Raw genomic sequence first — 23,784 nt, 5'->3', positions numbered from 1 at the left:
TAGCTTAGTAAATGCCTTCTTCCCCGAATTTTTTGGCCAGCCGGTTTGTGAGCAAAACCAATACGAGTCCGATCACTGACTTGAACATGCCAACCGCCGCACTGAAGCCAAATTGGCCGCCTAAGATCCCCACCGTGTATACGTAGGTGTCGAACACCTCCCCGACTTCTCGGTTGAGCGTATTCAGCATCAGATAGATTTGTTCGAAGCCGGTATCGAGAAACGATCCCAGCCGCAGAATCAACAGGATGACGATGGTGCTTCGTATCGAAGGCAGTGTAATGTGATAAAGCTGCCGCCAGCGGTTCGCCCCATCCATACGGGCCGCCTCATAAAGCTGAGGATTGACACCAGCCAACGCCGCCATAAAGATAATCGTTCCCCATCCCGTCTCTTTCCATATGACTTCCAGGGTGACCATCGGTCTAAACCAACGGGTGCTGTCCAGAAAATGTACTTTCTGGAATCCCAGCGACTGCAAGATTTCATTAACAATACCGTTCTCGATCGTAAAGAAAAAATAGAAAAAGCTAACAACGATTACCCACGACAGAAAATGTGGAACGTAAACCAGCAAAACAACAAACTTCTTGAACACTTCATGCCGGACTTCATTGAGCATTAGCGCGATAATTATTGGCAACGGAAAAAATAGAAAAATGTTGTACGCCGCCAGGATCGCGGTATTTCGCAGCAGCATCCAGAAATCAGGGCTACTGAACAAAGCATGAAAATGAGCGAAGCCCACCCACTCGCTTTTGGAGATTCCAAGGAACGGCATATAGTTCTGAAACGCAATCACCAGTCCCCACATCGGAAGATAACGGAAAATCAGAAAATATATTACACCCGGCAGCAGCATGAGATATAACCAATAGTCCCTTTTTACTTCTTTTAAAAACTTGCTCCTAACCCCTTCCGTTTGGGCGACGTTAGGATGGTGATGATTCTCTGCCACTTTTGTCAACGCTTTCAATTTGATTCCTCCCATCTCGTGTTTGATAAGGCTAAGGTACAAGAAGGGAAGGCAGATTGTAAATAATCCGCACCACAGTACTCTACTGATCATTCCGTTTTCCTGGTTTTCGCGGATAATCTCGAGCACAGTAACGAACTGATTACCCAAAAAGTGACGACTGCCTTCGAAGTTAAATCCGATTACTTTTGGGGGCGCACCCTCATAGCCAAAAAACGCGCATCCCACGCGCTCTTTCGAGAGCGATCGGCCTGCGCTGTCCAAGGTGTTTTATTCGTTATGCTTTACCAAATTATCTCGGTACTGTTTAGGCGTAATGCCTTCCATCTTCTTAAAATAACGAATAAAATTTTGCGAATTGCTGAATCGCAGTTTTTCGGCGATCTCCTGAATTTGATCATCGGTCTCCGCCAGAAGTTTTCTCGCCATATTTAACCTATAATGGGATAAATAATCGCTAAAGCTGCTTCCCATTTCTTTTCGGAATATTTGCCCCAAATAGTTCGGGTTATAATGAAGACGGGAAGCGCAGGCTTCCAACGTCAACTCAGAATCGTATTCATCATGGATGTTTTGAATCAGTGTTTTAATGATATTCCTCTGCTGGGATTCGCTGCGAGCCAACATTTCCTTCAATATCGGTTCCACGACATGATCGTATATCCAAGTCTCCATTTCTTGGACGGAAGTCAGCAACAGCTGATCCAGTTTCTGAAAAATCGATTTTTCTTTAAACAACGAGATGAACATTTCATCTGATTGATGCGAAATCTTGATCAAATCCATCAGCAACAGAAAAATATACATGGAACAATTCCGATAGCCATAGTTACCCGAACACATTTCTGCAATGATATTATGAAGAGTGCGCTTAGCTTGCTCAACGTCAGCGAATTTGATCGCATCGATTAATTCTTTCACCATAAATCCGGGGTATTTACCGGTATTGCCCGATTCGTTCACATCAAAATCGGAAGCATACAGGATGGCTTCCCTGCCCTGGGTAAACCTTGATTTTAACGCATCCGTTGCCTCGCCATATGCAGTAGAAGCATCTATCGGCTGGTGGAAGGGACGGCTGATCCCAATGCTTACTTGAAGACGCAAATACAGCTTGACAACTTGCTGGATAGAACGAGACAGTACATATAGTTCCTCCTTGAAATCGTCAATATTTTGATACTCTGCTCCGAGCAGAACGACTTGCATATGATTCATAATGACTGGATTTAGGACTAACAATTCCGAGGCGGTTTCGCCCAACATATTTTTTACTGCAAATAATAAAAGATCGCGGTCCGTATCCGAATAACCGGTATCTGTTAAAGTGTCGATCTGCACAGTGAGTACACAAAAATGATTCCAGTCCGCATCAGGCCCGAGGTTACTTTTAATTTCCTGTGGCCTCACTTCACCTTGAAACAATTTATATGCAAAAAAATCGTTCAGCTGATTCTTTTGAATATGTAACTGGCCTCTGAGCCTCTGGCTGTCCTGAAAAAAAGCATGCATTCGATTATTTATATAATCCATTTCGTTGCTTTGCGACTGGACATTCAATTTATCTGATGAGTTGAACGCGACCATATGGTACAGCCGTTTGATAGGCGAGTATAGTCTTCGGGTACCGTAAAACGAAAACACGAAAAATACACTAATCACAACAAAACCTGTGATAAAAATAAAAAGGCCGATGAACCGAGAGTTTTGTTCGGCCTCTAGGGTCGATACCATCGATAGATAGGTCCATTTGTATTTCTCTGAATGTCGAAAAGTGAACGAATATTGGGATCCATTTATCCTGGTTAAGAAATTACCTTGAGGGACTTGCTTCACTTGCGATTGGGTCATTTGGGCAATCTGGTTCACGTCTTGATCGCGAAGAGCATACTGCGTTATGTTCCGAATCACTTTGCCCTTATCGTCAATCATCGTTATTTGACCTAAGTCGTTGTTCGCCACCAACTCACGAAACGAATCGATGCTTGAAATTTTTGTTCTCACGATTCCCTGGAATCGGTCAAATGCTGAAAAGGGCACTTTCAATGTGTAATGGAAAAAATCAGAATCAGTCGTTTTACTCCAAGTTGAACCTGAAGCGACTTGACTAAGCTGATTCAATTCTTCACTAGTGTATACCTCGGTTATCGGGAGTACCCCACCATTTCGTAAAACCCACCCTTTTTCCAAATTAATAATTTCCAGACTGTTGATGATCGAAGAGTGCGAATATAAAGAGCTAATCTCTCCTACCATATTTTTAACCTTTACATAATTGTCATAGTTGTTCATCGTAAGGTTATCGTTCAATATACTTGTAAAGCTCGGAAGCAAAGTAAATTGGATGATGGCGCTTTCAACCGATTGAAACGAATTTTCCAACTGGAGCTGGGTCTGAAGGAGAAGCTGTGCATTTATTTTATCGATCTTCTCGTTCATTAAGCCGGATGTTTTATAATAGGCAATGTAACCGAGAAACGAAACGGCAATGATGACCAGTACGATGTTGAAGAAGAGCAGCTTTACAAAGTAACTTGTCCTTCGCATGATCATCCCCCTTTTCGAAATAACATTCACATTGTAAGAATCAATGGGATGACGAGACATTGCAGCGTATCAATCCAACCTAGTATTTGACTTGACTAATCGGGATATAAATGAAACAATTATTTTATGAAAAATCGATACCTTTTAACCGGAGTGATTATATGGATATCCTATCAATGCATAACGGGAAACACTGCGTTCCAGAATGGAAATGGCATGTTCCCGTCGGTTGTCATCCAGGGTTTACTTTGTGGAGTATTTGGGGTGGAGAAGGTCAAATCATGCTAGGCAAGAACTGCTACAAATTAAGCATCGGTGATGTTTTTTTTATCAATTATGAGAACGAGGTCAACGCCTATCAAAGTGAACATACCAGTCTCGATGTACGTTATATTGATTTTACATTGCAAAATCCGGATATCTTGCGTGACTTGCCTGAGCATCGTCATTTTGATCAATATCATTTTGTACTTGAGCTTTTCAATCGCTTTCGTTTAGCAGAACAGAGAAATAACATAACGCAAATGGAAGTATGGCTACAAGCACTTATTACGGAATATCAACATATAACGCCAACATCAACCGGAGCATATACAATAAAAATTGATGAGTTATGCCGTATGTTTCAACAACATCCACAGCAGCAATATGATATGAGCGAACTTGCCCAGAACCTTTCCCTTACGACAGATCATTTTATTCGCATTTTTAAACAGGAACGTGGTGTTACGCCCTACGCCTATCTGCAGCACTGCAGACTGGATACTGCCAAGACCCTGTTACGCATGTCTAATCTCAGTATCACGGACATTGCGAGCAGTTGCGGCTTCTCGGATATCTATAATTTTTCTCGTTTTTTTCAGTCAAAAACAGGAATGTCTCCAAGCAGATTTCGTAATTGAAATGCTTTTTCAGTCCATCATTCAAATTTGACTGGCGTGCCATTTTCAGCGCTCAAGTAAACCATATCTAACATTTGTGTGATCTTAAGTCCCTGTTGAGGCGTGCACGGTACCTCTTCATCATTAATAATAGCATCCAAAAACGCTTGCCGAACATTAGGCATTTTTGAAATAATCTTATCATCTAAAGGAATGTCATGGACTTCTCCGCCGATTTCCAAAAACACTTTGTTGCTTGCAGCATTCCCATCTCCAACTACTCTATGAAGGACCGCACCGCCCTTGGAGCCATAAATCCGTGTTGTAATCACCTCGTCCTCTCGATTGCTGGCCCAGGATGCTTCCAATTCAAGCATCACCCCGCCCGTCATACGAAACATAGCTACACCCATGTCTTCAAGCTCGAAATTCTGAATGCCTCTGCGCGCAGCCTCGTCCTTGGATACCTTACAGAACGTGTTAGCAAGTACCCATTCCGGATCAGGATGCCCGCAAAACCACATAGCACGGTCAAGCACATGGACACCAAGATCAATGATTGCTCCACCACCACATACTTCTTTTCCAGATGAAAGCGGATACCACCAGGGTACTCCTCGTCTTCGTTGCCACTGTGTACGCACATAATAGATATCACCAAGCTTGCCTTCGTCGATAATGGATTTTAACGTTTGGCATTCGTGTAGAAAACGCTGATTGAAGTTGATCATCAACTTCTTGTTGTGCTTTTGAGCGGCTTCAAGCATTTTTCTCCCCTCTGCCGCATTTCTCGCCATAGGCTTTTCACACAGCACATGCACGCCCGCTTCCATCGCCTGAATGGAAAGCCTCATATGCAAGAAATTAGGAACTGCGAGGCTAATCGCATCCAAATTTTCCTCTTTCAGCATCTTATCGAAATCCGTATATTTTTTTGAAATGTTATATTTATCGCCTATCTCTTTCAGTCTTGATTCATCAACGTCACACAACACAATTTCTTTAACGGTGTCGCTGCTAGCGTAGTCTTTAACATGACTTGCTCCCACAGTTAATCCGACAACACCTACTTTAAGTTTTCTGTTGCTCAAGCTGATCCCCCCGTTATTTTATTGCCGAAGCATATATCACGATAATTCTTAAATCCTCTGGACCGTTATTAATAAGACCGTGACTGCCGGTTGCACGGCAGACGCTTATGTCACCGGCCGACATCTCGTATTGGTTACCATCAAGTTCCATGATTCCGTGGCCAGAAATGCAATAATACCACTCTTCCATGGGAGCATCGCTGTTATGTTGGTGATAGCCGAAGGTAGAACCAGGCGGGATTATATCATCATGAATGAATTTGATGTACTGTCTATCGCTCGATGTAACGGTTTGAATAATATCCTTTAATTGAAAAGGACCTTTGCCACCATGGCAATTTTGACGAGTCTCATACGCTTGTGACTTGTTTTCGATAAAATCTGTTTTTTTCATAAATTAAAACTCCTTTTCGAACATGAGTTGTGTTAATCATTTTGATAAATTAATCATAGGCTTGACAAACTGGAATGTAAATGTAAAAAGGCGATATTATTTGTGAAAAATCGATATATAATAGCATACTCCTATTTTTCGATCATTTATGTAAATCCCTTATTTGATGAGCTGATTTGGTAACGAGTTTGCCATAAAATAAAATACGCGTTCACCCAATGGAATGAACGCAGTTGTTAATTATGGACAACTATCCTGTATATCTTGGTGCTATCAAGTCTCGCAACAAATATTAAAGTGTTTTGCTCACAACACGGGACCTTCCATGATCATCACAATTTCTAAATATCAATCGACTAAAATTGTAAGCACCGTTATTCCAAACATGAAAATCATGAAAACCATCCTTAATCAGAATTTGATAAAAATGATTAAGATGATCCCCCGATTGATGTATAAGCTCATCTATAGATTTTGTATAACTGCCAATTGCTACTCCGTCCGCATCGCCACAGGTGTTATATAGCAAATGAAGATCATGGACGCAAGACGCAAGACTAAATCCAAGCGTTTTACCATCACTCGACGTAGGCGCGTTTGAAAAAGCTCCGACATAAGCGAACAAATCTATCATACCTGGTGCGAGCACAGTCTTATCCAATTCGTTGTTCCAAGGACTCTCCGTGCGAGTGATGCGCGTCGAATCATGCCGGTAACCGCCGAGAATCAGATTCAGGGCTTGCATTCCCCCCATAGAAAGCCCAGCGATCGCTCTGTGGGTGCGGTTATATAGGATTCCCTCATGGGAGGTGTCTGTTATATCTGCGGAGGTTTTGTAATTGGATTCTATAAATGGAATCAAATTGTATCTCAGCTCATAATCGAAGTAATAGAATCCCAGCATATTGGTTCCTTCGGGATTGAAGGAGGTGTCTGTCCAGTCATGCGCGCTTCTTCCGTTAGGAAATACGACGATCAACGGATCGATATCACCGTTGGCAATGAGATTGTCAAATAGATTGCAAATGATAAATCGTCCGTCAACTTTACCGTTGCTGCTTAACCACTCATATTGATCTCCGCCTACGCCATGAAGCAAATACAATACATTGAATCTGACAGTATTGTCGTTTGGGTCATAACCCGCAGGCAAGTAAACGTTGCATTTCTTCAAAATGGCATCTCCCGCAACGGTTACTCTTCCTGCTTCACTGCTATCAATGTTCCGATCTGTTACAAGCTGTCGAGACAAATCAATATAGTTGCCTACCTTGTAGGTAACTTCCTCAACCGTACCTTGAAGCTCATCATTAACTGACTTAAAATATTCGGCAGGCACTGCCGTCACGTTCTTGCTTCTCATAGATCCTCAATTTCCCTTCAGATATAACTTTTCCGGTTAATCCCATCCTACACTGGAAACACCAAAACAAAGCTGCCGCACATGTCATCCATGTGCGGACAGCCTTCCTACTATTCTTTACTGGTGTTATTGCACGTGTTGAGCTTCCAAAATCCTAATAATGATAACCGCCGCTTCTGCACGGGTGCTGAATGCCTTCGGCTTCAGCGTACCGTCTTCGTAGCCGTTAAGAACACCCTTAGCGGTCAAAGCCGCAAGTGGCCCTTGTGCCCATGCGGAGACGTCTCCACTATCCTTATAGTCCAAGCCGCTGTTGACAGATGCCAACTGTGCGGCACGTGCAAGGATTACGGCCATTTGTTCCCGAGTGATGTTGTCATCCGGGCCGAAGGTTCCGTCCTCATAGCCTTCCACGATTCCCAGCGCCGAAGTGGTTGCAATGGCTTCCTTCGCCCAATGACTGGCAGTATCTGCGAAATCGGTTCCGCCTGCAGCGTTCAGATGGAGAGCTCTGACGATTATGGATACGAACTCGGCTCTTGTTACGTTTGAATCGGGCTGGAATGTGCCGTCTTGGTAGCCGTCAATCACTCCTGCTTTTACAAGTTCTTGGATACCTACTTCCGCCCAGTGTCCTTTAATATCGGTCAAGGCCGGAAGTTCGACAGATGCGGACTTTGCTGCCGCCAATACGGCAAACTTGGTGAAGTGGGTCACACTGCCGGAAACGGTGCCTTTCACCAGGTCGATTTTAATATCGTCCAGTTTGACCCATTTGCCGGTTTCTTCGTTGTACCAGTACAGCGCCGGCTCATGCTCATCGTCTAACAAGCTGATGTTAAACGGAAGGGTGATCGTGACTGGTTTCTGGAACGGTCCTGCTACGTCCTTGATAATCTCGTACACATCTCCAGCCAGCTTCAAATCCGGATCCGGCTTCAGTTGTGAGATGTCGCTCAACTTTTTAATGCTTACATATATGTCACTTCCTATTGCTCCTGCCGGCAAGTTAACTGCCGCTCCATTACTCTCTATCTTGCCGCCTGTATCTTTTTGTACCTTAACCGCCCCTTCTGGTTCTGCTGTCGAGACAGAGGAAGTCTGCGAGGTCGACGGTGTGGATGTCTGCACTTGCTCAAGCTTCAAAACGCCGAATCTCGAGGTGTTCTGGTAGGATTGCCCTGTTGGATCGCTCCAAGAAAATACGCTGTCACGGCTTCCTCCGTCCTGGTCATTATTAACCTGGAAGTCAAATCCGATCACGGCTCCAGCGTGTGGAGTAATCGTATCCAGCACTATAGCCGCTTCTACAACATAACCACCATCTATAATTTTGGTGGCCGATGTATAGTTATTTTGGGTTGCGTGGCCGCCGACGGTCTTTACATTTTTGAAATTGATCCGGTATTGACCATCATCACCTTGGTAGCTGTCCGTTTTTCCGTTGTTCTGATCAACGAAAATCTCCATCGAATCCTGCTCCCATGCGTTGGCATTGGCATCGCTCAAATTGCTGTCTAACACAACGGCATAGACATAGAGGTTATGCTCATCCCACATGGCACGCAATTGAGCTTTGGCAACTGCATTGTTATGCTGCTCTACCATCACATCAGTCGTATTAACTGGTGCGTTCGCCCACTTGCTGTCCATTTCGCCATCGATTGCAGGAGTTCCGTAAGAAGCACTTGCCACTTTTACGGCATCGATATAAGTCAGGATCCCGTATCCAAGTACATCGTTGTCCTGGGTGTTCCTTGGATCACTCCAGGATACGATAACGCCATTGCTCCCATGCTCCGTACCGTCATTAATCCCCTTATCGGTGGCTCTTACGTCAAACTTCACTTGCTTGCCCAATGTGCCTACCATCGGAATTGATGTTTGCAGCACATAACCGTCGGTTCCTTCCGTAATTTGAGCATCATTTCGTGCGAATGTATATTTCTTAATGCCATTGTCATCCACGAAGAGTTCTATTGTATCTGTTGCGGTTTTGGTCATGTCTTTGACCGCTATGCGGATATAAACATTTTGTTCATCCCACAAGGTTTTCACTTCAGCTTGAAGGGTGCCTAATTGTTGCGTTTTCAATGCAGGAACCGTGTTCCAAACCGGATCTGAAGCATTAGCCGGTGTACCTTTCGCTGTATTTGCTGTCTGAGCGGTTATTGGTAGGTGGGATGGCGTCAACGTCTTTACTGCTTCAATCATTCCCCAATAAGCATATTTGGCTTGGTACTGTGCATCGAATGGAAAAGGAGCATCTTTACGGGTTGCACCTTGGTTATCGAGCCAAGTATGGTCGTCTGCAATCCCCCACAACGTAACATTGCTGATCCACCCGTCAGGATTATATGCCTGCGTGTTCGAGGCAGCATTTTTGCCCTCATTGTCCAGCCGAACAAGCTCTTGGAACAATTGCTTATAACGGTAGCCTTGTTTCACAAGGATAGACTCATCATAGCTGGTGGAGTTGCTGTCGGTATAAACCGAAACGTCAAGCTCCGTTATTTGATTGTCGAATCCAGCTTCTCCAAATTTCCTTATGGAATCAGAAATTTGCTCGATTGAAGGACCGCCAATGCTGATGTGCGTTTGATGACCCACACCGTCAATGGGAACTCCCTCGCCTTTCAGCTTCGTCACCAAATCGAACAAAAAGTCGCGTTTGACAGGATCCTGCGTACTATAATCGTTGATATATAGCTTTGCGTTTGGCAACTCTTGACGAGCAACCCTAAAGGCTGTACGGATGAAATCCAAACCAGTCAGCGTATACCACTCGCTCTTTCGCATGCCATCCGGCTGTCCAGGATCAATAACTTCGTTGACCACATCGATGGCATCGATCGGCACGGCTAAAGCACTGAAGTGACGCGCCACGGTCTGGATATACGTCGTCAGACGGTCAAGCACCAACTGTTTATTCTCCGGCGTAGCTGCAAGCGGCTGGCCCTGCGCATCCTTAAACATCCATTCCGCAGCCTGTGAATGCCAAGCAAGGGTATGCAGCCGGAAATTCATAGCGTGATCCTTGGCATATTGTGCGATCTTGTCTGCTTCCGACCAGTTCCATTGCCCTTCTGCCGGTTCCAGAGAACCCGGCTTTGTGGCATTCTCAGCTACGAGGGAGCTATAGTGATAATCCAGAAGCGTGTGAACATCGGAAGTAAGCTGATCTCCTGTTACGGCAGCACCAACTTTGAAGTTGTGCGCATAGATGTCCTTCAAAGGATCAATATCCGTTTGAATCGGCTTCGGCCCGGATACTTGACCCACATAGGACAAATCGAAATCGTCCATATAGAAGGATCTTGTATCTTCGTACTTGTTGGCTACTTCCACATATGCATTCAATACGGTCGGAGTGGCAGCAACGGTAAATGCACCGGTCAACTGTACCCATTGATCAGAAGTTACCGTCACGTTTGACGAAACATTCGTATATGTACTATCGCCGCTCTGTACAGAGATCCGCAATACAGTGGGTGATTGTCCCGGAGCCATTTTTACCCAAGTAGATAAATTGTACTTATAGCCCTTGGACATCTTGCCAAGGACGTTCAGCAAAGGCCCGTCATATTGCTCTGATACCGTGGTCAGCAAACTCTTGGAGCCGCTTGTGGTGTGATTGTCTGCCGTAGATATATCGATATTGCCGGAGCCGTTTCTGCGCACCCAATTCCCTTGCCCGTCCTCAAAGGAGGATTGGACCCCAGTTTGGTCAACTGTTCCCGAATCAACCGGTGCAGCAGGCGTGACATCCGTTAGCTGCACTTCATCGATATAGAGATCCTCCATAGTCGTGGAAGCTGAATCCGACTCCACCCATATTTTGAACCCCTTCGTATCGCCTGGCAGCTCGTATCCCTTCAGTTCAAAGGGGGTCCAATCGGAGGAATTAACCGATTTATTTCCGACCAGCCAAGGATATTTGTTAGTCAGCGAGGCGGCATCGACATTGGAAGCGATATGGAAATTATCGGTTCCTGCACCGACTTTAAGCTTCAATGACAAATCGTACGTATGGCCGGCTTGTGTGTACGAAGTCAAATCCAGGAACGGGGAGCTGTTACTTGCAGCACGGTTCGTCATCGCCAAAGATTTGGAGCCATTGGAGGCCGTTGCCGACGTCACGGCAATGGTACCGTCTCCCATCCAGGATACCTTAACCCAACCGCCAGTTTGGTCGTCTTCAAAGCTTTGGGACAAAACAACCGAATTGCCAGCAGCGGATGCCATTACAGGCATTAGAAATTGTGTGGCGATCATCCCGAACAGCAGCACAATTGCCATCCATACATTAATTTGTTTTCTCACAAGCATTTTCATCCTCCTCTTTCTGCAATCGCTTACAATAATATCCCAATTTCATTCTACAACTTAGGCAATTGGCTTCACATACTCAAAATAAAGAATGATCCCCCCTCAATTATGGAGCTGCATAACTAATGTGCGCACCGTTTCCACCAATTGAGACTTGTCACTGAAGGCTTCATGGACCGTTTACCCTCACTTTGTTTCCTTGATTACACGCCAAAATGCCTGCTTAGGCCGGAGATCTCCATCGAATAGAAACGGCCAATTCTTTCTGCCGCGAACAGGGAAGTTGTCCAACCAGGTATAGTTGTCAGCCGCTCCCCAGAACGTTACCGACGTAATGACTTCTCGATACTCTTTAAATAGCCTGAAGATATCCTCGTACCGCTGCTCCTGAAGCTCCACCATCTGCTCAGTGGGTACCAACAGATCGGTCCGCCTGTCCTCAAATTGAAACATGGAAAGATCTAACTCTGTGATGTGAAGCTCCAGATCGAGGGAAGCGTATAGCTCGATCGCTTGCCTTATTTCATCCAAGGAAGGACCATAGATATTCCAATGTCCCTGCATGCCGATTCCGTGGATAGGAACCCCCTTCTCCTTCAATGAACGGACGAGATTATATATCTTATCCCGTTTGACTGGCTCTGTCTCGTTGTAGTCGTTATAGAATAGAAGCGCATTCGGATCGGCTTCATGTGCTGACTCGAAGGCATGGCGGATATAATCCTCACCGAGAATCTCCAGCCATTTGGTGCTTCGCATCACGAGGTCCGCCTTGTCTTCTATCGCTTCATTGACTACGTCCCACGCATATACCTTGCCCTTATAACGACCAACGACCGTACGGATATGCTCCTGCATCCGCAAGAGAACCATTTCTTTGCTGGCTGCACCGCCAGAAGGGCCTTCAAACACCCAATCGGAGGTTTGATTATGCCAAACCATCGTATGCCCCCGAACGGCAATCCCGTTCTGCATAGCGAAATCCATGATTTCATCCGCTGCCTCAAATGAATACCGCTCTTCCTCAGGATGGATCTCCTCGAACTTCATCTGGTTCTCCGCTGTAATGCTGTTATAATGCTGGGCGATGAAGTTTCCTTCGGATCGAATGGTCTTCGTGCTAACAGCAGCCCCAATTCTGAATATGCCCTTATAAGCCTCGTGTAAGTTCGGTACCTTGTTGTTCATAGATTGATAAACCTCCTCATCATCCCCTGTTTAAACAGGCCATCTATGTTATATGATATAGAATCCGACTACACTTACCATTCACAGATTAAAGAACTCTCCCCCTTATTCTTAGAATCTTTCAAGATTGTGTGCGGTGTTTTCAGTCGCACTCATAGCAAATAGACGTGTATCTCTTAGAAAAGAAATACACGTCCTTCATTTGACGTCCTTTATACTTTGCTTAACTGTCTAAACACACCGGGCTTGTCAGACACACGTTTCTCAAACTCTTTGAGGAAATGATGATAGTGAACGTATCCGATCTGCTCCGCAATTAGACGAATCGTCTCATCAGTTTCGCATAGCATACGCTTCGCCGCGTTAATTCGCAGGTCATGAATATACTCAATGATCCCTATGCCGTTCCTCTTCATAAACGCTTGACCTAAGTAAATTGGGTTCATGAAGAACCGTTCTCCGATATCTTTAATCGTTAGCGTTTCCCGATAATTCTCCTGTATAAAACGCTCAATAACTCGAAGGGGATGACAGGAGAACTTCTCTTTATGCTGCTTCAGCTGGCTCATATACTGCTGCACATACGACTGCAGGGACTCTTCCACTTCCTTTAGGGAACGATGCTCCCTTCTCAAAAAATCGCGAACACGAGGCAGTGCCTCCGAGTCAATACCGATCTCCCGCATGACAGCTGCGCTTTTCAAAACAATGCGTATGACCAGCAAATGAACGACTTCCCGGGCCGTTTTGTTAGCTGACAGCATCAGAAACATTTGCTTAATCAGGTCCTCAACCCGCTTTTCCTGAAGCGCCTCGAGGGCACTTTGAATGTCATCTACGATAGAAACCGCATGAAGATCATAGCTAATTTGCTTGTGATGAATCTTATCGTAATCGAGTGGACCTCCGGATATATGAAAGAAATGATGCACGGATGTCTCTAGAGCTCCTGCATACGAAGCTTCTATATAACGGAGGGAGTCCACCCGTGGTCCTATCGACAGACAGCATTCGATACCCTGCTCGCGCAGGTCTTCGTATACCTGTTGAGCCCATTCCTCGATCCCGGTGAATGACTCCATAACAAGGCCGTCCTGGCTGCCAAACAAGTCGATTGCATGAGCTTTTCGAGAAAGGAAATAACGTGCATCCAGCTCTCGTTCTGAGCCACTAAGCCATTCTAGATGAATATACCTCCAGCCCTGATCTCCTTGTGCCAAGGGATCTAGGATTTCCCCAACGTTCCCGACAGTTGCCGAAATTTCCCCCCGAAGCATTTGAGCAAGCAGAGTAGGAACTAGACGGTCGGAAACGAGGTCATGGCGTACCCTTTGCTGTTCTCGGTGCTGCAGCTCTTCAATAACGAATTGAATGATTGCCTCCCATTCCTTGTCCAAAGCCGGTTTAAGCAAATAATGCTTTACCCCGTACCTTAGGGCGGATCGCGCATATTCGAAATCATTGTAGCCGCTTAAAATGATGAATACTGGATCGTTACCTGCCTTTTGCACCCGATCGATCAATTCTAATCCGTCAATGACCGGCATCCGAATATCCGTCACAACGAGATCAGGTTTACAGACTTCAATGCTGGCTAAAGCTTCTTCGCCGTTCTCGCACATGTCCACGATTTCAAAGCCAAGCTCTTCCCATTCGACCATGAGCTTTATGCCTTCCAAAGCGAAAGGCTCGTCATCCACGAAAATAACCTTATACATGTCCGATCGTCTCCTCCTGTTTCCTAATAAGACTCAAAGGAATCTGTATGGTAACGCTCGTTTTCTCGAAGGGGATGCTTTCAATTTGGAACAAAGAGCGTTCAGCATAAAACAGATTTAAACGTCGGTACACATTGCGAAGTCCGATGTTCTTGCCGTTGTCTTCTCCCTTATACAGACTCTGAACAATTTCATCCAGTTTTGCGCTGTTCATACCAATTCCGTTATCTTCGACCTTCATGAGCATGTTCATCCCTGCTCTTTCTACAGATATCCGAATTCTGCGATTCCCTTTCACCGATTGAAGCCCATGCTTGCAAGAGTTCTCAACGAGCGATTGAATACTCATCTTCGGGATTCGATACGATAGAACAGAGTCGTCAACGTTCAATTCATAGTGAAACCGATCTTGGAATCTGAACTTCTCGATCTGGAGGTACATATCTGTAAAGCTTAGCTCTTCTTCTACTGTCACCAAATCCTCTTTCCAGCTTAGCAGCCTTCTCAAAATCTGGGACAAGTTTTGAATAATTTCTATCACATGCTCATAACGATATTTCTTGCATACAACAAGAATCGCATTTAACGTGTTGAACAGAAAATGAGGATCTACCTGGCTTTGCAAATAATTCAGCTCGGCCTGTACGCGTTCTAGCTCCAAATCTTTTTTTTGAATTTCGAGTTTGTACACGTCATTAATTAAATTACGAATTTTCTCCGTCATCAAATTAAAGCTGCGAAGAAGATGACCGATCTCATCTTTTCCTTCATACATCGTTATGGGTTCAAACCTCTCATTTTTCACCAACTGCATATGTTTGGAGAGCTTTCTTACTCGGAAATTGAAAGAGTGCATAATGATGTAAATTAGTATCGTCGGAATAATTGTACTAATGAGAGTCAGCCAGGTAAAAAAGTGGATAACCGCTTTCCTCTTTTCCGCAATTCGACTTCCCTCCGGAATCCCGACCAGCTTCCAATTAAGCACATAACTGGCGCTACTGAGAGGACTGACGAAACTCTTCCCAGGTAAGCCTGTGAGCTGAAAATCCTTTGAAACAGGCAGGGTCGGCAACAAAGGGTCAACTCCCTTAAACGCACCTGCTGATTCCAGAACAAGCCGGTTTTCCTCATCCACGAGCTTGATCAACAAGTAATTGTGCTCTTTATCAAACAGCTCCAGCAGCTTATCCATTCGAATATCGATACGCAGATATTTAGAGAATTTCATGAGGTCTGGGAAATTGTCCAGCTTCCGAATAATGCTGACATATACCAATTTTTCCTCGGGATTCATGGGATTCGTATCCAAATAAGAGGTCACTGTCACTTTATCTTTATTTTCGTTCATCTTCTGATACCATTCACTCTTCAGATCATTAGGCTTAAGCATAAAGTAGCTTCCACCATTGGATAGCGTTGGGTTAGATGTGTATACACCAATCCAAGAGATATAGGGATAAATATTCGGATACTGCCCCAATTTGTCTCGGAGGTAACTGTCGTATTCTTCATAGTAAGCAACATTATCCGAGTACGTAAATTCTAGCATCTCATTAAATACACGATCAGCGGAAACAGCGTTGCCAATCACAACACCTGAGTTCACCATTTGCATGATTTCATTTCCAACTCTATCCAGAGAAATCCGCAAGTTATCCATCTCTCTACGTTCTGTATTTTTGCTATCCTGTAAGAAAAATAAGCTGTTTATACACAATATCGGCAGCAACACACACATCAAGTAAATGATCAGAAACTTGAACTTCAGGGGAATATCATTAACAATACGTAACAGTTTCCATTTCCGGCTCATATTTGCTCTCCTTGTCAGTCATAGGTTAACCCTTCTTGTAGGCAGAGGGTAACAGGCCAGTAAGTGCCTTGAACTTGGTTACGAACTGTTCGGAATCCGAGTAGCCGACACGATCAGCGACATCGGATATTTTCAGTTCTTCTCGGCGAAGTAATTTTTTGGCCTCGTCGATTCGTACGACATGTAAATATTCATTGAAGGTGAGGCCAACTTGCTTCTTAAACCTCTGGCCAAAATACGCAGCATTCAGCTTAAAATGCTCTGCAACAACCTGCAGTTGCAGCTTTTCCCTATAGTGCAATTTGATATATTCTCCTGCTGCGGATACGACTTCATCTTGCCCTACGCCTTTTTTCTGACCAATCCACTCTACTGCTTGTAGAATTTCTTGTGTTACTTTACGCTCCAAGAGGCCAATATCCATTGGAACAGTGGGAACAAACCAATTTGAAGCCCAATTAGGATCACCGCCAAATTGGGTAATTGACTTATAAATTTCAAGCTTAATGTTGTCTACATAAGCACTTACCCAAGATTCAGATACGGACTGCCTCGAAAGAGCGATGAATAAGTGGTGTACGTGGGTTCGCACTGTTTCTGGACACCCACTCCCTACGGCATCTAGGATGGATTCCGTCACTCCAACAAAGGCAGGCAGCGTCTCCGCTGACCGTTCTCCTTGATAGATGTAAATCCCTTCAGTTCGAGAAGGGAACTTGCACATTTCAGCCAAAAGTCCCTCACGGAATGCTTCTTTTAACGCATGCGGTCCCTTGTGTTCGCCGCTTATCGAAAACGAGAGCGCACTGCCCCAGTTATTTCGGACACTGGCAATTAACTCTGTAATTTTTGCTGGAGAAAGATCGCGCTCCTCGGTTCCCGAGACCAGCAAGAACCCATGTCGTTCTTTGCCCACGCCAAATGGAAGCAGCGTCGTTTGAGTAAGCTTTATTCGATCTGCAATAACCTGCATCAGGTCCGCTTGGACATGATGCTGAATGTCAGGCTCTAGCAAGATGCAGCGGAAGTTGGAACGTTCATGAAAATCCATTAAGGTGTTCGCCTGCTCAATCCATTTCTGTCTGATTTCTCCCTGCAATAGCTTTGAAATCGTTTCCAATCGTAAGCAATCCAAAGCAGCGCTTTCGAACTGGCTATTAGCTCTACGCTCTAGAATCGTAACTGCGACCGCTTCCACTGCAGCTACAAGCTCCGCTTCCATCAAAGGTTTCATCAAATAATTGGCGACGCCATGACGCATCGCTGTTTTGGCATATTCGAAATCCGCGTACCCACTCAAAATGATAAATTTTATTTCAGGATGGAGGCTGGACGCTTGTTCAATCAATTCCAAGCCATCTATAACAGGCATTCGAACATCCGTCAGCACCAAATGAGGCAGGGTCGACGCCATCAAAGCTAATGCGTCTTCCCCATCTGAAGCTTCCCCGCACACTACAAAGCCTAGTTTATTCCAATCAATCATCGTCCGCAGTCCCTCTAGCATGTAAGGCTCGTCATCGGCAAACATAACCCTTAACATGGGAATCACCTCACTTCAGCAAGTATATATGAACTATTATAAAGGATAAGATGAGTTTGTATAAAGCAAAAACCGTCCCAGCACCGAGCTGAAACGGGAAATGATTATAATCATCGCTTGCTAAGTCTTATTCTTTGACACTTCCAAGATTCATACCGACGATAAAATACCTTTGCAGGAAAGGATACACGAATAGAATCGGAACCGCCGCCACAATCGTGATCGCCGCACGTATGGAAGAAGGCGTAACCATGGCCTTCGTTTGATTTGTGTTTGCCCCAGCCATCAGACCGGGATCGTTGTTGCTGCTCATCGTTGATCCAAGCAGCTTCATCATTTCGTACTGAAGTGTACTCAGCTTCAAATCAGACGAAGCATACAGGAACGTATCGAACCAGGTATTCCAAGATCCAACAGCAATAAACAAGGAAATGGTCGCTAGTACGGGCGTGCACAATGGGAGGATAATCCTCAAAAATATGGTGAAATCGCCGGCTCCATCCATTTTCGCAGACTCAACCAAGCCTGTTGGAAGCGTTCGAATATACGTCCGAATGACAATGAGATTGAACGCATTCACCATTCCTGGGAGCACATACACCCAGAAGTTATTCAAAAGTCCCAGGCTTTTGATTAGAAAGTAGTTAGGAATTAATCCCGCATTAAAATACATCGTTAACACAAAAATTAGACCGATGATTTTACGAAAAAGATAGTGGGGCTGTGCCACTGTATACGCTAACATGGCGGTAAGGAATACACCTATCACCGTCGTTGTAATCGTACGAGCGACTGAAATCCACGCCGCATGGTAAATCGTACCTGAAAGGAAAATCGCCTTATAATTTTGCAATGACCATGAACGAGGCCATATATAGATACCTCCCCGAAGCGCATCATTGCCCTCATTGAATGAAATCGTTAGTGTATGAAGGAACGGATATAATGTTACTATAGCAAGAACGAGCATGAAGATGCCGTTAATCGTATGGAACAGAATCGGCTCTATCCGAATTCTGCGCGCAGTCGTTGTTCCCATCGTCATCTCTCCTTTATATCAACCGCTCTTCACCAAGGCGCTTGGCGGTAGAATTTGCAATTAGAATAAGGATTATGCTTACAACTGTTTTGAAAATACCTGCCGCAGTGGCCAGCGAATAGTTGCCTTGAGCAATCCCGTACTTGAGAACGAAAATATCAATCGTTTGCGACCAGTCGACGATCAATCCATTGCCGAGCAGGTACTGAATTTCAAAGCCAGCATCCAGAATATGTCCGATGTTCATGATTAATAGAATGATAAATGTCGACTTGATCCCAGGCAGTGTGACGTGCAGGATCTTCTGGTAACGGTTTGCACCGTCGATTCCGGCAGACTCATATAGCGACGGATCAATCGAGGTGATAGCTGCAAGGTAAATGATGGTATTCCATCCCACCTCTTTCCATACATTAGACAAGCCCACAATCCCCCAAAAATACTTACCTTGACTTAGCCACATCACAGGTTCCTTAATGAAGTGCAGCTTCATCAACAGCTGATTAACGATACCATCATCAACGGATAGGGAAGTCGCTACAATACCCGCAGCAATGATCCACGATAGAAAATGAGGCAGATAAGAAATCGTTTGGATGGACCGTTTCCAGAAACGAACTTTAATTTCATTCAGTAAAAGAGCTAAAATAATGGCTGTTGCAAAGCTAAGAACCAAATTAATCATACTCATGGCAAGCGTGTTGCGAAGCACTGTCAAGAACGTATCATCTTGAAAGAGAAATTTAAAATGCTTCAACCCCACCCACTGCTGTTTGGAAAATTTCAAAGCCGGACGATAATTCTGGAACGCCATCAACCAGCCCCAAATCGGTACATAATTGAAAATCAGAATATAAATCACGATGGGAAACGACATCAGAATTAACTGCTTCTGATTTTTGATCGTCTTCCAACTTAAACCGACGCCGATTTCCGGATCAATTTTTTGCTTTTTCTTTGGTCTTTTGGACAGTATGGTCTCGGCCATCGACATTCCCTCCTAGGAAGTAAAGCGGAGAAGACCCTGAGTCTCCCCCACTCTACTGCATGTTCTATTCTCTTATTTGCTGCTCCAATTCTTAATACGCCAGTTAATTTGTTCATTGATACGATCTTCGATGGCTTTGAAATTGCTTTTGGAAATCTGATCCACATATTCCTTCCATACACCATCAAATTCATCCGGTTTGACCATAATAGCTTTCGGCAAATATTTGACGGCAAGGTCTTCCATCTTCTGATTGGCCACTTTGGCCGGTGAACCATCCACGAGATCAATACTCCAAGCTGGGTAATATATTTGATTTTCCACAGGTGATTTGAAGAACTCTGCCCATGTCTTATGGTTGTAAGCCTTCAGCACTTCCTGATCCTGCGGCTTCAAGCTATCGAAGAATTCCTGTGGCTGTGATCCCGCATCAGTTGCATTTCCGTCACTATACGACCCTTGCATCTTAGGCAGGCCACCCAAGAACGCTTCCGCTTTATTCGCTAGCTTCCATGTATTATCGTCTGCTTTCGCGCGCTGTTCAGGCGTACGGTAGAACTTACCATCCTTCACCTCATAATCCTCGCCTTGGATACCCCATTGGAGTGTCTTCTGCCAATCTTCGGTCATTAGTGTGTCAAGGAATTTGATGATTTGTACCGGATCCTTGGCTTTCGTCGAAATCCCGAATCCGCGGTTGATGTTCAAAACTGGACGGTCACGGTAGTGCTCTTTGGCACCTGGATATAAGAGCGGGAACCCGACGTATGTGCTGCCGAATTTACCTTGTGATTTCAAAGAATTTTCTCCATCATTAAAATTCCATTGCTGGTCGAACATCCCAATGACGCGACCACTGGCAATTTTAGCTAAGTACTGATCGTAGTTCTGTACCAGTGCTTCCTTATCCAGCAAGCCTTGCGCATTGATCTCATTCAGCTTCTTGTAATAGGTCTTAGCAATATCCTTGTCCGCAAAAATTTGCGCTTTCCCGTTATCGACGATAACACCACCGTCATTTGGGTAACCAGCTAAATGCTCTGGCGGATTAAGCAGCGGGAATTTTCTCCAGTCAAAGCTCAACGTCTCGAACCCGATCATATCTGGATGTTTCGCTTTGTATTTCGCAATGATATCAAAATATTCGTCCAACGTTTTAGGAGTTGGATACCCCATTTCCTTCAGGACATCCTTTTGCAGGTAAAAGCCTGGTCCTCCATACGTAGTATCGTTAACTTGACCACTGAACACACCGTAAGCCGGCAGAGCATAAAGGTGACCGCTTGCAGGATCCTTGGCCTGATTCCACACGGAGGCATAGTGTTTCTTCAAATTCGGTGCGTACTTCTCAATCAGGTCCTCGAGGGGAATAAAAGCACCTGCCGCAATTAGTTTATCATCCCCGGACATAATATCCGCATAATCACCGCCAGCAATCATAACGCCCATCTTCTGTTGCAGGTCACCGACAAGAAACTCCATTTTTAGGCTAACGCCAGTTTTATCTTTAATCATCTTGTAGATCTTGTTGTCAGGAGTCGGCTGTTGACCAGGGCCACCAATGAACACTGACAATGTAACCGGTTTGATCGCATCGTTTTTCGTTGCTGCAGGACTTGTCTGACTACCGCTAGGCGAAGAGGTGCTGCTTGCCGCATCCTTCGAGTCGGTGCATCCTGTCAACGTTAATCCTAGAGCCAGAACAGGTACCAAAGTTGCTAAAACAGGACGTTTTATTTTCTTAACCATTTTTCTAATCCTCCCTTATTGTCTCCATAAAGATGAATGTTTGTATAGGTCAATCAATTAATTGCTTACACTATTTATTATACGCACCAAGAATGCGCTTACAATTCACAGAATAAAGATATTACCCCTATGAATTACAGCTGTTAATATTCAGTTATGAAACTATTTTACACTATACAAAGTTCAGAACACGAATACAACCTTTAGGGAGGATCGAATATGAAAAAACATCCTACTAGTTAGCAGGGCGGGTTTCGCCGGTCTTGCGCTCATACAAGAATTTTTGTTAAATCAAACAGCAGCAGTCTAGGACTTTATTTTCTCGTCCATGGCTGCTGCTGTTTTGTATTTCTGGTATGTAATCTCAGTGTTGATCGCCAACACATTAGCGAATACTTCTGGAGCTCTTCTTACTTCAAAATAGCACCTGCCGTCAATGCATTTTCAATCTTTTCATTACCTATCATATATACAATAATCATAGGTAAACTCGAGAGCACCATCGTTGCACCAATAAGTCCCCAGTCTGAAACACCGACGCTAACGAAGAAGCTTAGCAAGCCGACAGTTAACGGCCGGAATTGATCTTTTGAAGCTATAATGAAAGCAAGCGGAAACTCATTCCAAATGCGCATGAACAATAGAACGCATTGTGTCATTAGCGCTGGCGTGACAATCGGAAAAATAATTCTGAAGAATGTCTGATAAACGTTCGTCCCATCTATACAAGCAGCTTCTTCCAATTCCTTAGGAAGTGAACGGAGAAAGGCAAATAACATCAGCACACAAGAAGCGATTGCGAATCCGGAATACGGCAATATGAGACCCCAATAACTATCCTTAAGATGTAACCATTTTATTAATTGAAATAGTGGAATTAATACAACTTCAATAGGCACAATCAACCCTAAGGACACATAGAGTAGTGCCGCCGAATTGAATCTCCATTGCATACGGCTCAGACAATACGCAAGCATACTCCCCGTCGTCAGTGTGATTGCAATGGTCCCTATGGTATAAATCAAACTGTTCTCGAAGTAAACAAAGAAATGATATTTTGACAACGCTTCACTATAGTTTATCCAATCCCATGAATAGGGAATGCCGAATTGATTATTATAAGCTTCACTTTTGGACTTAAGTGACATCGTAATCATCCAGTATAAGGGAAACAGAAATGTACAGCCTATCGCTAGCCAAAATACACGACTTAAGTATTTCATGATGGTCTCCTCCTTAAAACTCCAGTTTTTCTCTGGCGACGAACCGTTGAATCAGAAAGGAGATGAATAGGCACTCTAGAATAAATACAACCGCAATAGCCGTTCCTTTACCAAATTCTGACGTTTCGAATGCCACATAATACATTTGGTAAATAACCGTCCTGGACAAATCTCCCGGACCTCCGGCTGTCATGACGCGGACTTGCGAATAGAATGCCATGGAACCTAACGTAGACAAGATTAATACGTATTTCGTTACATCTTGAAGCAGTGGAATCGTAATTCGTAAGCAGACTTGGGTAAAGCTAGCACCATCAATTAAAGCAGCTTCGTAATAATTTTTGGGGATCGTCTTGATTCCCGTATAGAATAGCATGGCGTTCAGCCCAATGTATTGCCATAGAAATGTCAATCCGATGCTTGGCATCACCGTGTTCTTTTCAGTAAGCCAGGAATGAGTCCAAGCTTCAAGACCTATGGATCTCAGAATACTGTTAAATAACCCATAGGTTGGTTCATAGAAGGATATCCACATTTCTGCGACGACCGTAACTGACAAAATTGCGGGAAGCATGGCAGACGTTTTAAAAAAACGACGCAACTTTGGAGTTTGAACATCCATAAAAAGAGCAAACATTAAGGAAAACGGTAAACCCAGAAAGACGGAAATTCCTACAATTAGATACGTATTCTTATGAGCTGTCCAGAAAGAAGCAGAAGCTAGGATATCCTTATAATTATCTAAACCAACAAAGCCTAAAGTTCGAAAACCATCATGATTATTCAAACTCATCCAAATTTCAGGCAAGAGTGGATAAACACAGAAAACGGTAAACAGAATCAACGCAGGTGCGGAAAATACAAATATGGACAATTTGGTGCTGTAGTACTTGTTCATGGCTCTCTCCACCGTCTGATTTGATTTAGAATCCCCCCGGA

General features: G+C 44.3%; 16 protein-coding genes. 1 reads left to right on the top strand and 15 read right to left on the bottom strand.

All coding sequences use genetic code 11. The annotated features are described in order from the left end of the window. Positions 1-4: 4 nt before the first annotated feature. Complete coding sequence (locus ASL11_RS21100; protein WP_436239589.1) at positions 5-862, bottom strand: ABC transporter permease; 858 nt, start codon at positions 860-862, stop codon at positions 5-7. A gap of 384 nt (positions 863-1,246) precedes the next feature. Beyond that, positions 1,247-3,523 (bottom strand): helix-turn-helix domain-containing protein, encoded by a 2,277-nt coding sequence (locus tag ASL11_RS21095; RefSeq protein WP_056619221.1) that lies wholly within the window; start codon positions 3,521-3,523, stop codon positions 1,247-1,249. 110 nt (positions 3,524-3,633) lie between these two features. On the opposite strand from ASL11_RS21095, the gene ASL11_RS21090 reads away from it, so the two are divergent. Beyond that, positions 3,634-4,425 carry a helix-turn-helix transcriptional regulator gene (locus ASL11_RS21090; RefSeq protein ID WP_082595648.1) on the top strand — a complete coding sequence of 264 codons (792 nt, stop codon included), beginning with the start codon at positions 3,634-3,636 and terminating at the stop codon, positions 4,423-4,425. A gap of 17 nt (positions 4,426-4,442) precedes the next feature. On the opposite strand, the gene ASL11_RS21085 is transcribed toward ASL11_RS21090, so the two are convergent. The 13 genes from ASL11_RS21085 to ASL11_RS21025 all read right to left on the bottom strand — a co-directional run bounded on the left by ASL11_RS21085 (position 4,443) and on the right by ASL11_RS21025 (position 23,743). Next, the gene (locus ASL11_RS21085) at positions 4,443-5,495 is read right to left on the bottom strand and encodes a Gfo/Idh/MocA family protein (protein ID WP_056619214.1); all 1,053 of its coding nucleotides are present in this window, start codon (positions 5,493-5,495) and stop codon (positions 4,443-4,445) included. Between the two features lie 13 nt (positions 5,496-5,508). Then, positions 5,509-5,889, bottom strand: a complete 381-nt coding sequence (locus tag ASL11_RS21080; protein WP_056619209.1) for a cupin domain-containing protein — start codon at positions 5,887-5,889, stop codon at positions 5,509-5,511. 292 nt (positions 5,890-6,181) lie between these two features. Continuing rightward, positions 6,182-7,252 carry an alpha/beta hydrolase gene (locus ASL11_RS21075; protein ID WP_056619207.1) on the bottom strand — a complete coding sequence of 357 codons (1,071 nt, stop codon included), beginning with the start codon at positions 7,250-7,252 and terminating at the stop codon, positions 6,182-6,184. Between the two features lie 126 nt (positions 7,253-7,378). Then, on the bottom strand, positions 7,379-11,581 hold the full coding sequence (locus ASL11_RS21070) for an endo-1,4-beta-xylanase (protein ID WP_056619204.1): 4,203 nt from the start codon (positions 11,579-11,581) through the stop codon (positions 7,379-7,381). Between the two features lie 186 nt (positions 11,582-11,767). Further along, positions 11,768-12,769, bottom strand: coding sequence for an endo-1,4-beta-xylanase (locus tag ASL11_RS21065; protein WP_056619201.1), 1,002 nt, complete (start codon positions 12,767-12,769; stop codon positions 11,768-11,770). A 212-nt stretch (positions 12,770-12,981) separates the two neighbouring features. Then, positions 12,982-14,487, bottom strand: coding sequence for a response regulator (locus ASL11_RS21060; RefSeq protein WP_056619199.1), 1,506 nt, complete (start codon positions 14,485-14,487; stop codon positions 12,982-12,984). Beyond that, positions 14,480-16,303, bottom strand: coding sequence for a sensor histidine kinase (locus tag ASL11_RS21055; RefSeq protein WP_056619195.1), 1,824 nt, complete (start codon positions 16,301-16,303; stop codon positions 14,480-14,482). The genes ASL11_RS21060 and ASL11_RS21055 overlap by 8 nt, the downstream gene beginning before the upstream one ends. A gap of 25 nt (positions 16,304-16,328) precedes the next feature. Then, positions 16,329-17,846 (bottom strand): response regulator, encoded by a 1,518-nt coding sequence (locus ASL11_RS21050; RefSeq protein ID WP_056619192.1) that lies wholly within the window; start codon positions 17,844-17,846, stop codon positions 16,329-16,331. Positions 17,847-17,973: 127 nt separating this feature from the next. After that, complete coding sequence (locus tag ASL11_RS21045) at positions 17,974-18,885, bottom strand: carbohydrate ABC transporter permease (RefSeq protein WP_056619189.1); 912 nt, start codon at positions 18,883-18,885, stop codon at positions 17,974-17,976. Positions 18,886-18,898: 13 nt separating this feature from the next. Then, positions 18,899-19,873, bottom strand: coding sequence for an ABC transporter permease (locus ASL11_RS21040; protein ID WP_056619186.1), 975 nt, complete (start codon positions 19,871-19,873; stop codon positions 18,899-18,901). A 72-nt stretch (positions 19,874-19,945) separates the two neighbouring features. Further along, complete coding sequence (locus ASL11_RS21035) at positions 19,946-21,622, bottom strand: hypothetical protein (protein ID WP_056619184.1); 1,677 nt, start codon at positions 21,620-21,622, stop codon at positions 19,946-19,948. A gap of 410 nt (positions 21,623-22,032) precedes the next feature. Then, positions 22,033-22,845, bottom strand: coding sequence for a carbohydrate ABC transporter permease (locus ASL11_RS21030; RefSeq protein ID WP_056619182.1), 813 nt, complete (start codon positions 22,843-22,845; stop codon positions 22,033-22,035). 13 nt (positions 22,846-22,858) lie between these two features. Next, positions 22,859-23,743, bottom strand: coding sequence for a carbohydrate ABC transporter permease (locus ASL11_RS21025; protein WP_056619179.1), 885 nt, complete (start codon positions 23,741-23,743; stop codon positions 22,859-22,861). Between the last annotated feature and the right edge of the window lie 41 nt (positions 23,744-23,784).

The sequence above is a fragment of the Paenibacillus sp. Soil750 genome (assembly GCF_001428045.1).
Taxonomy (GTDB): Bacteria; Bacillota; Bacilli; order Paenibacillales; family NBRC-103111; genus Paenibacillus_E; species Paenibacillus_E allorhizoplanae.
Note: the sequence above shows the minus strand (reverse complement) of the source record. Positions and strands in the feature narration are given on the sequence as shown.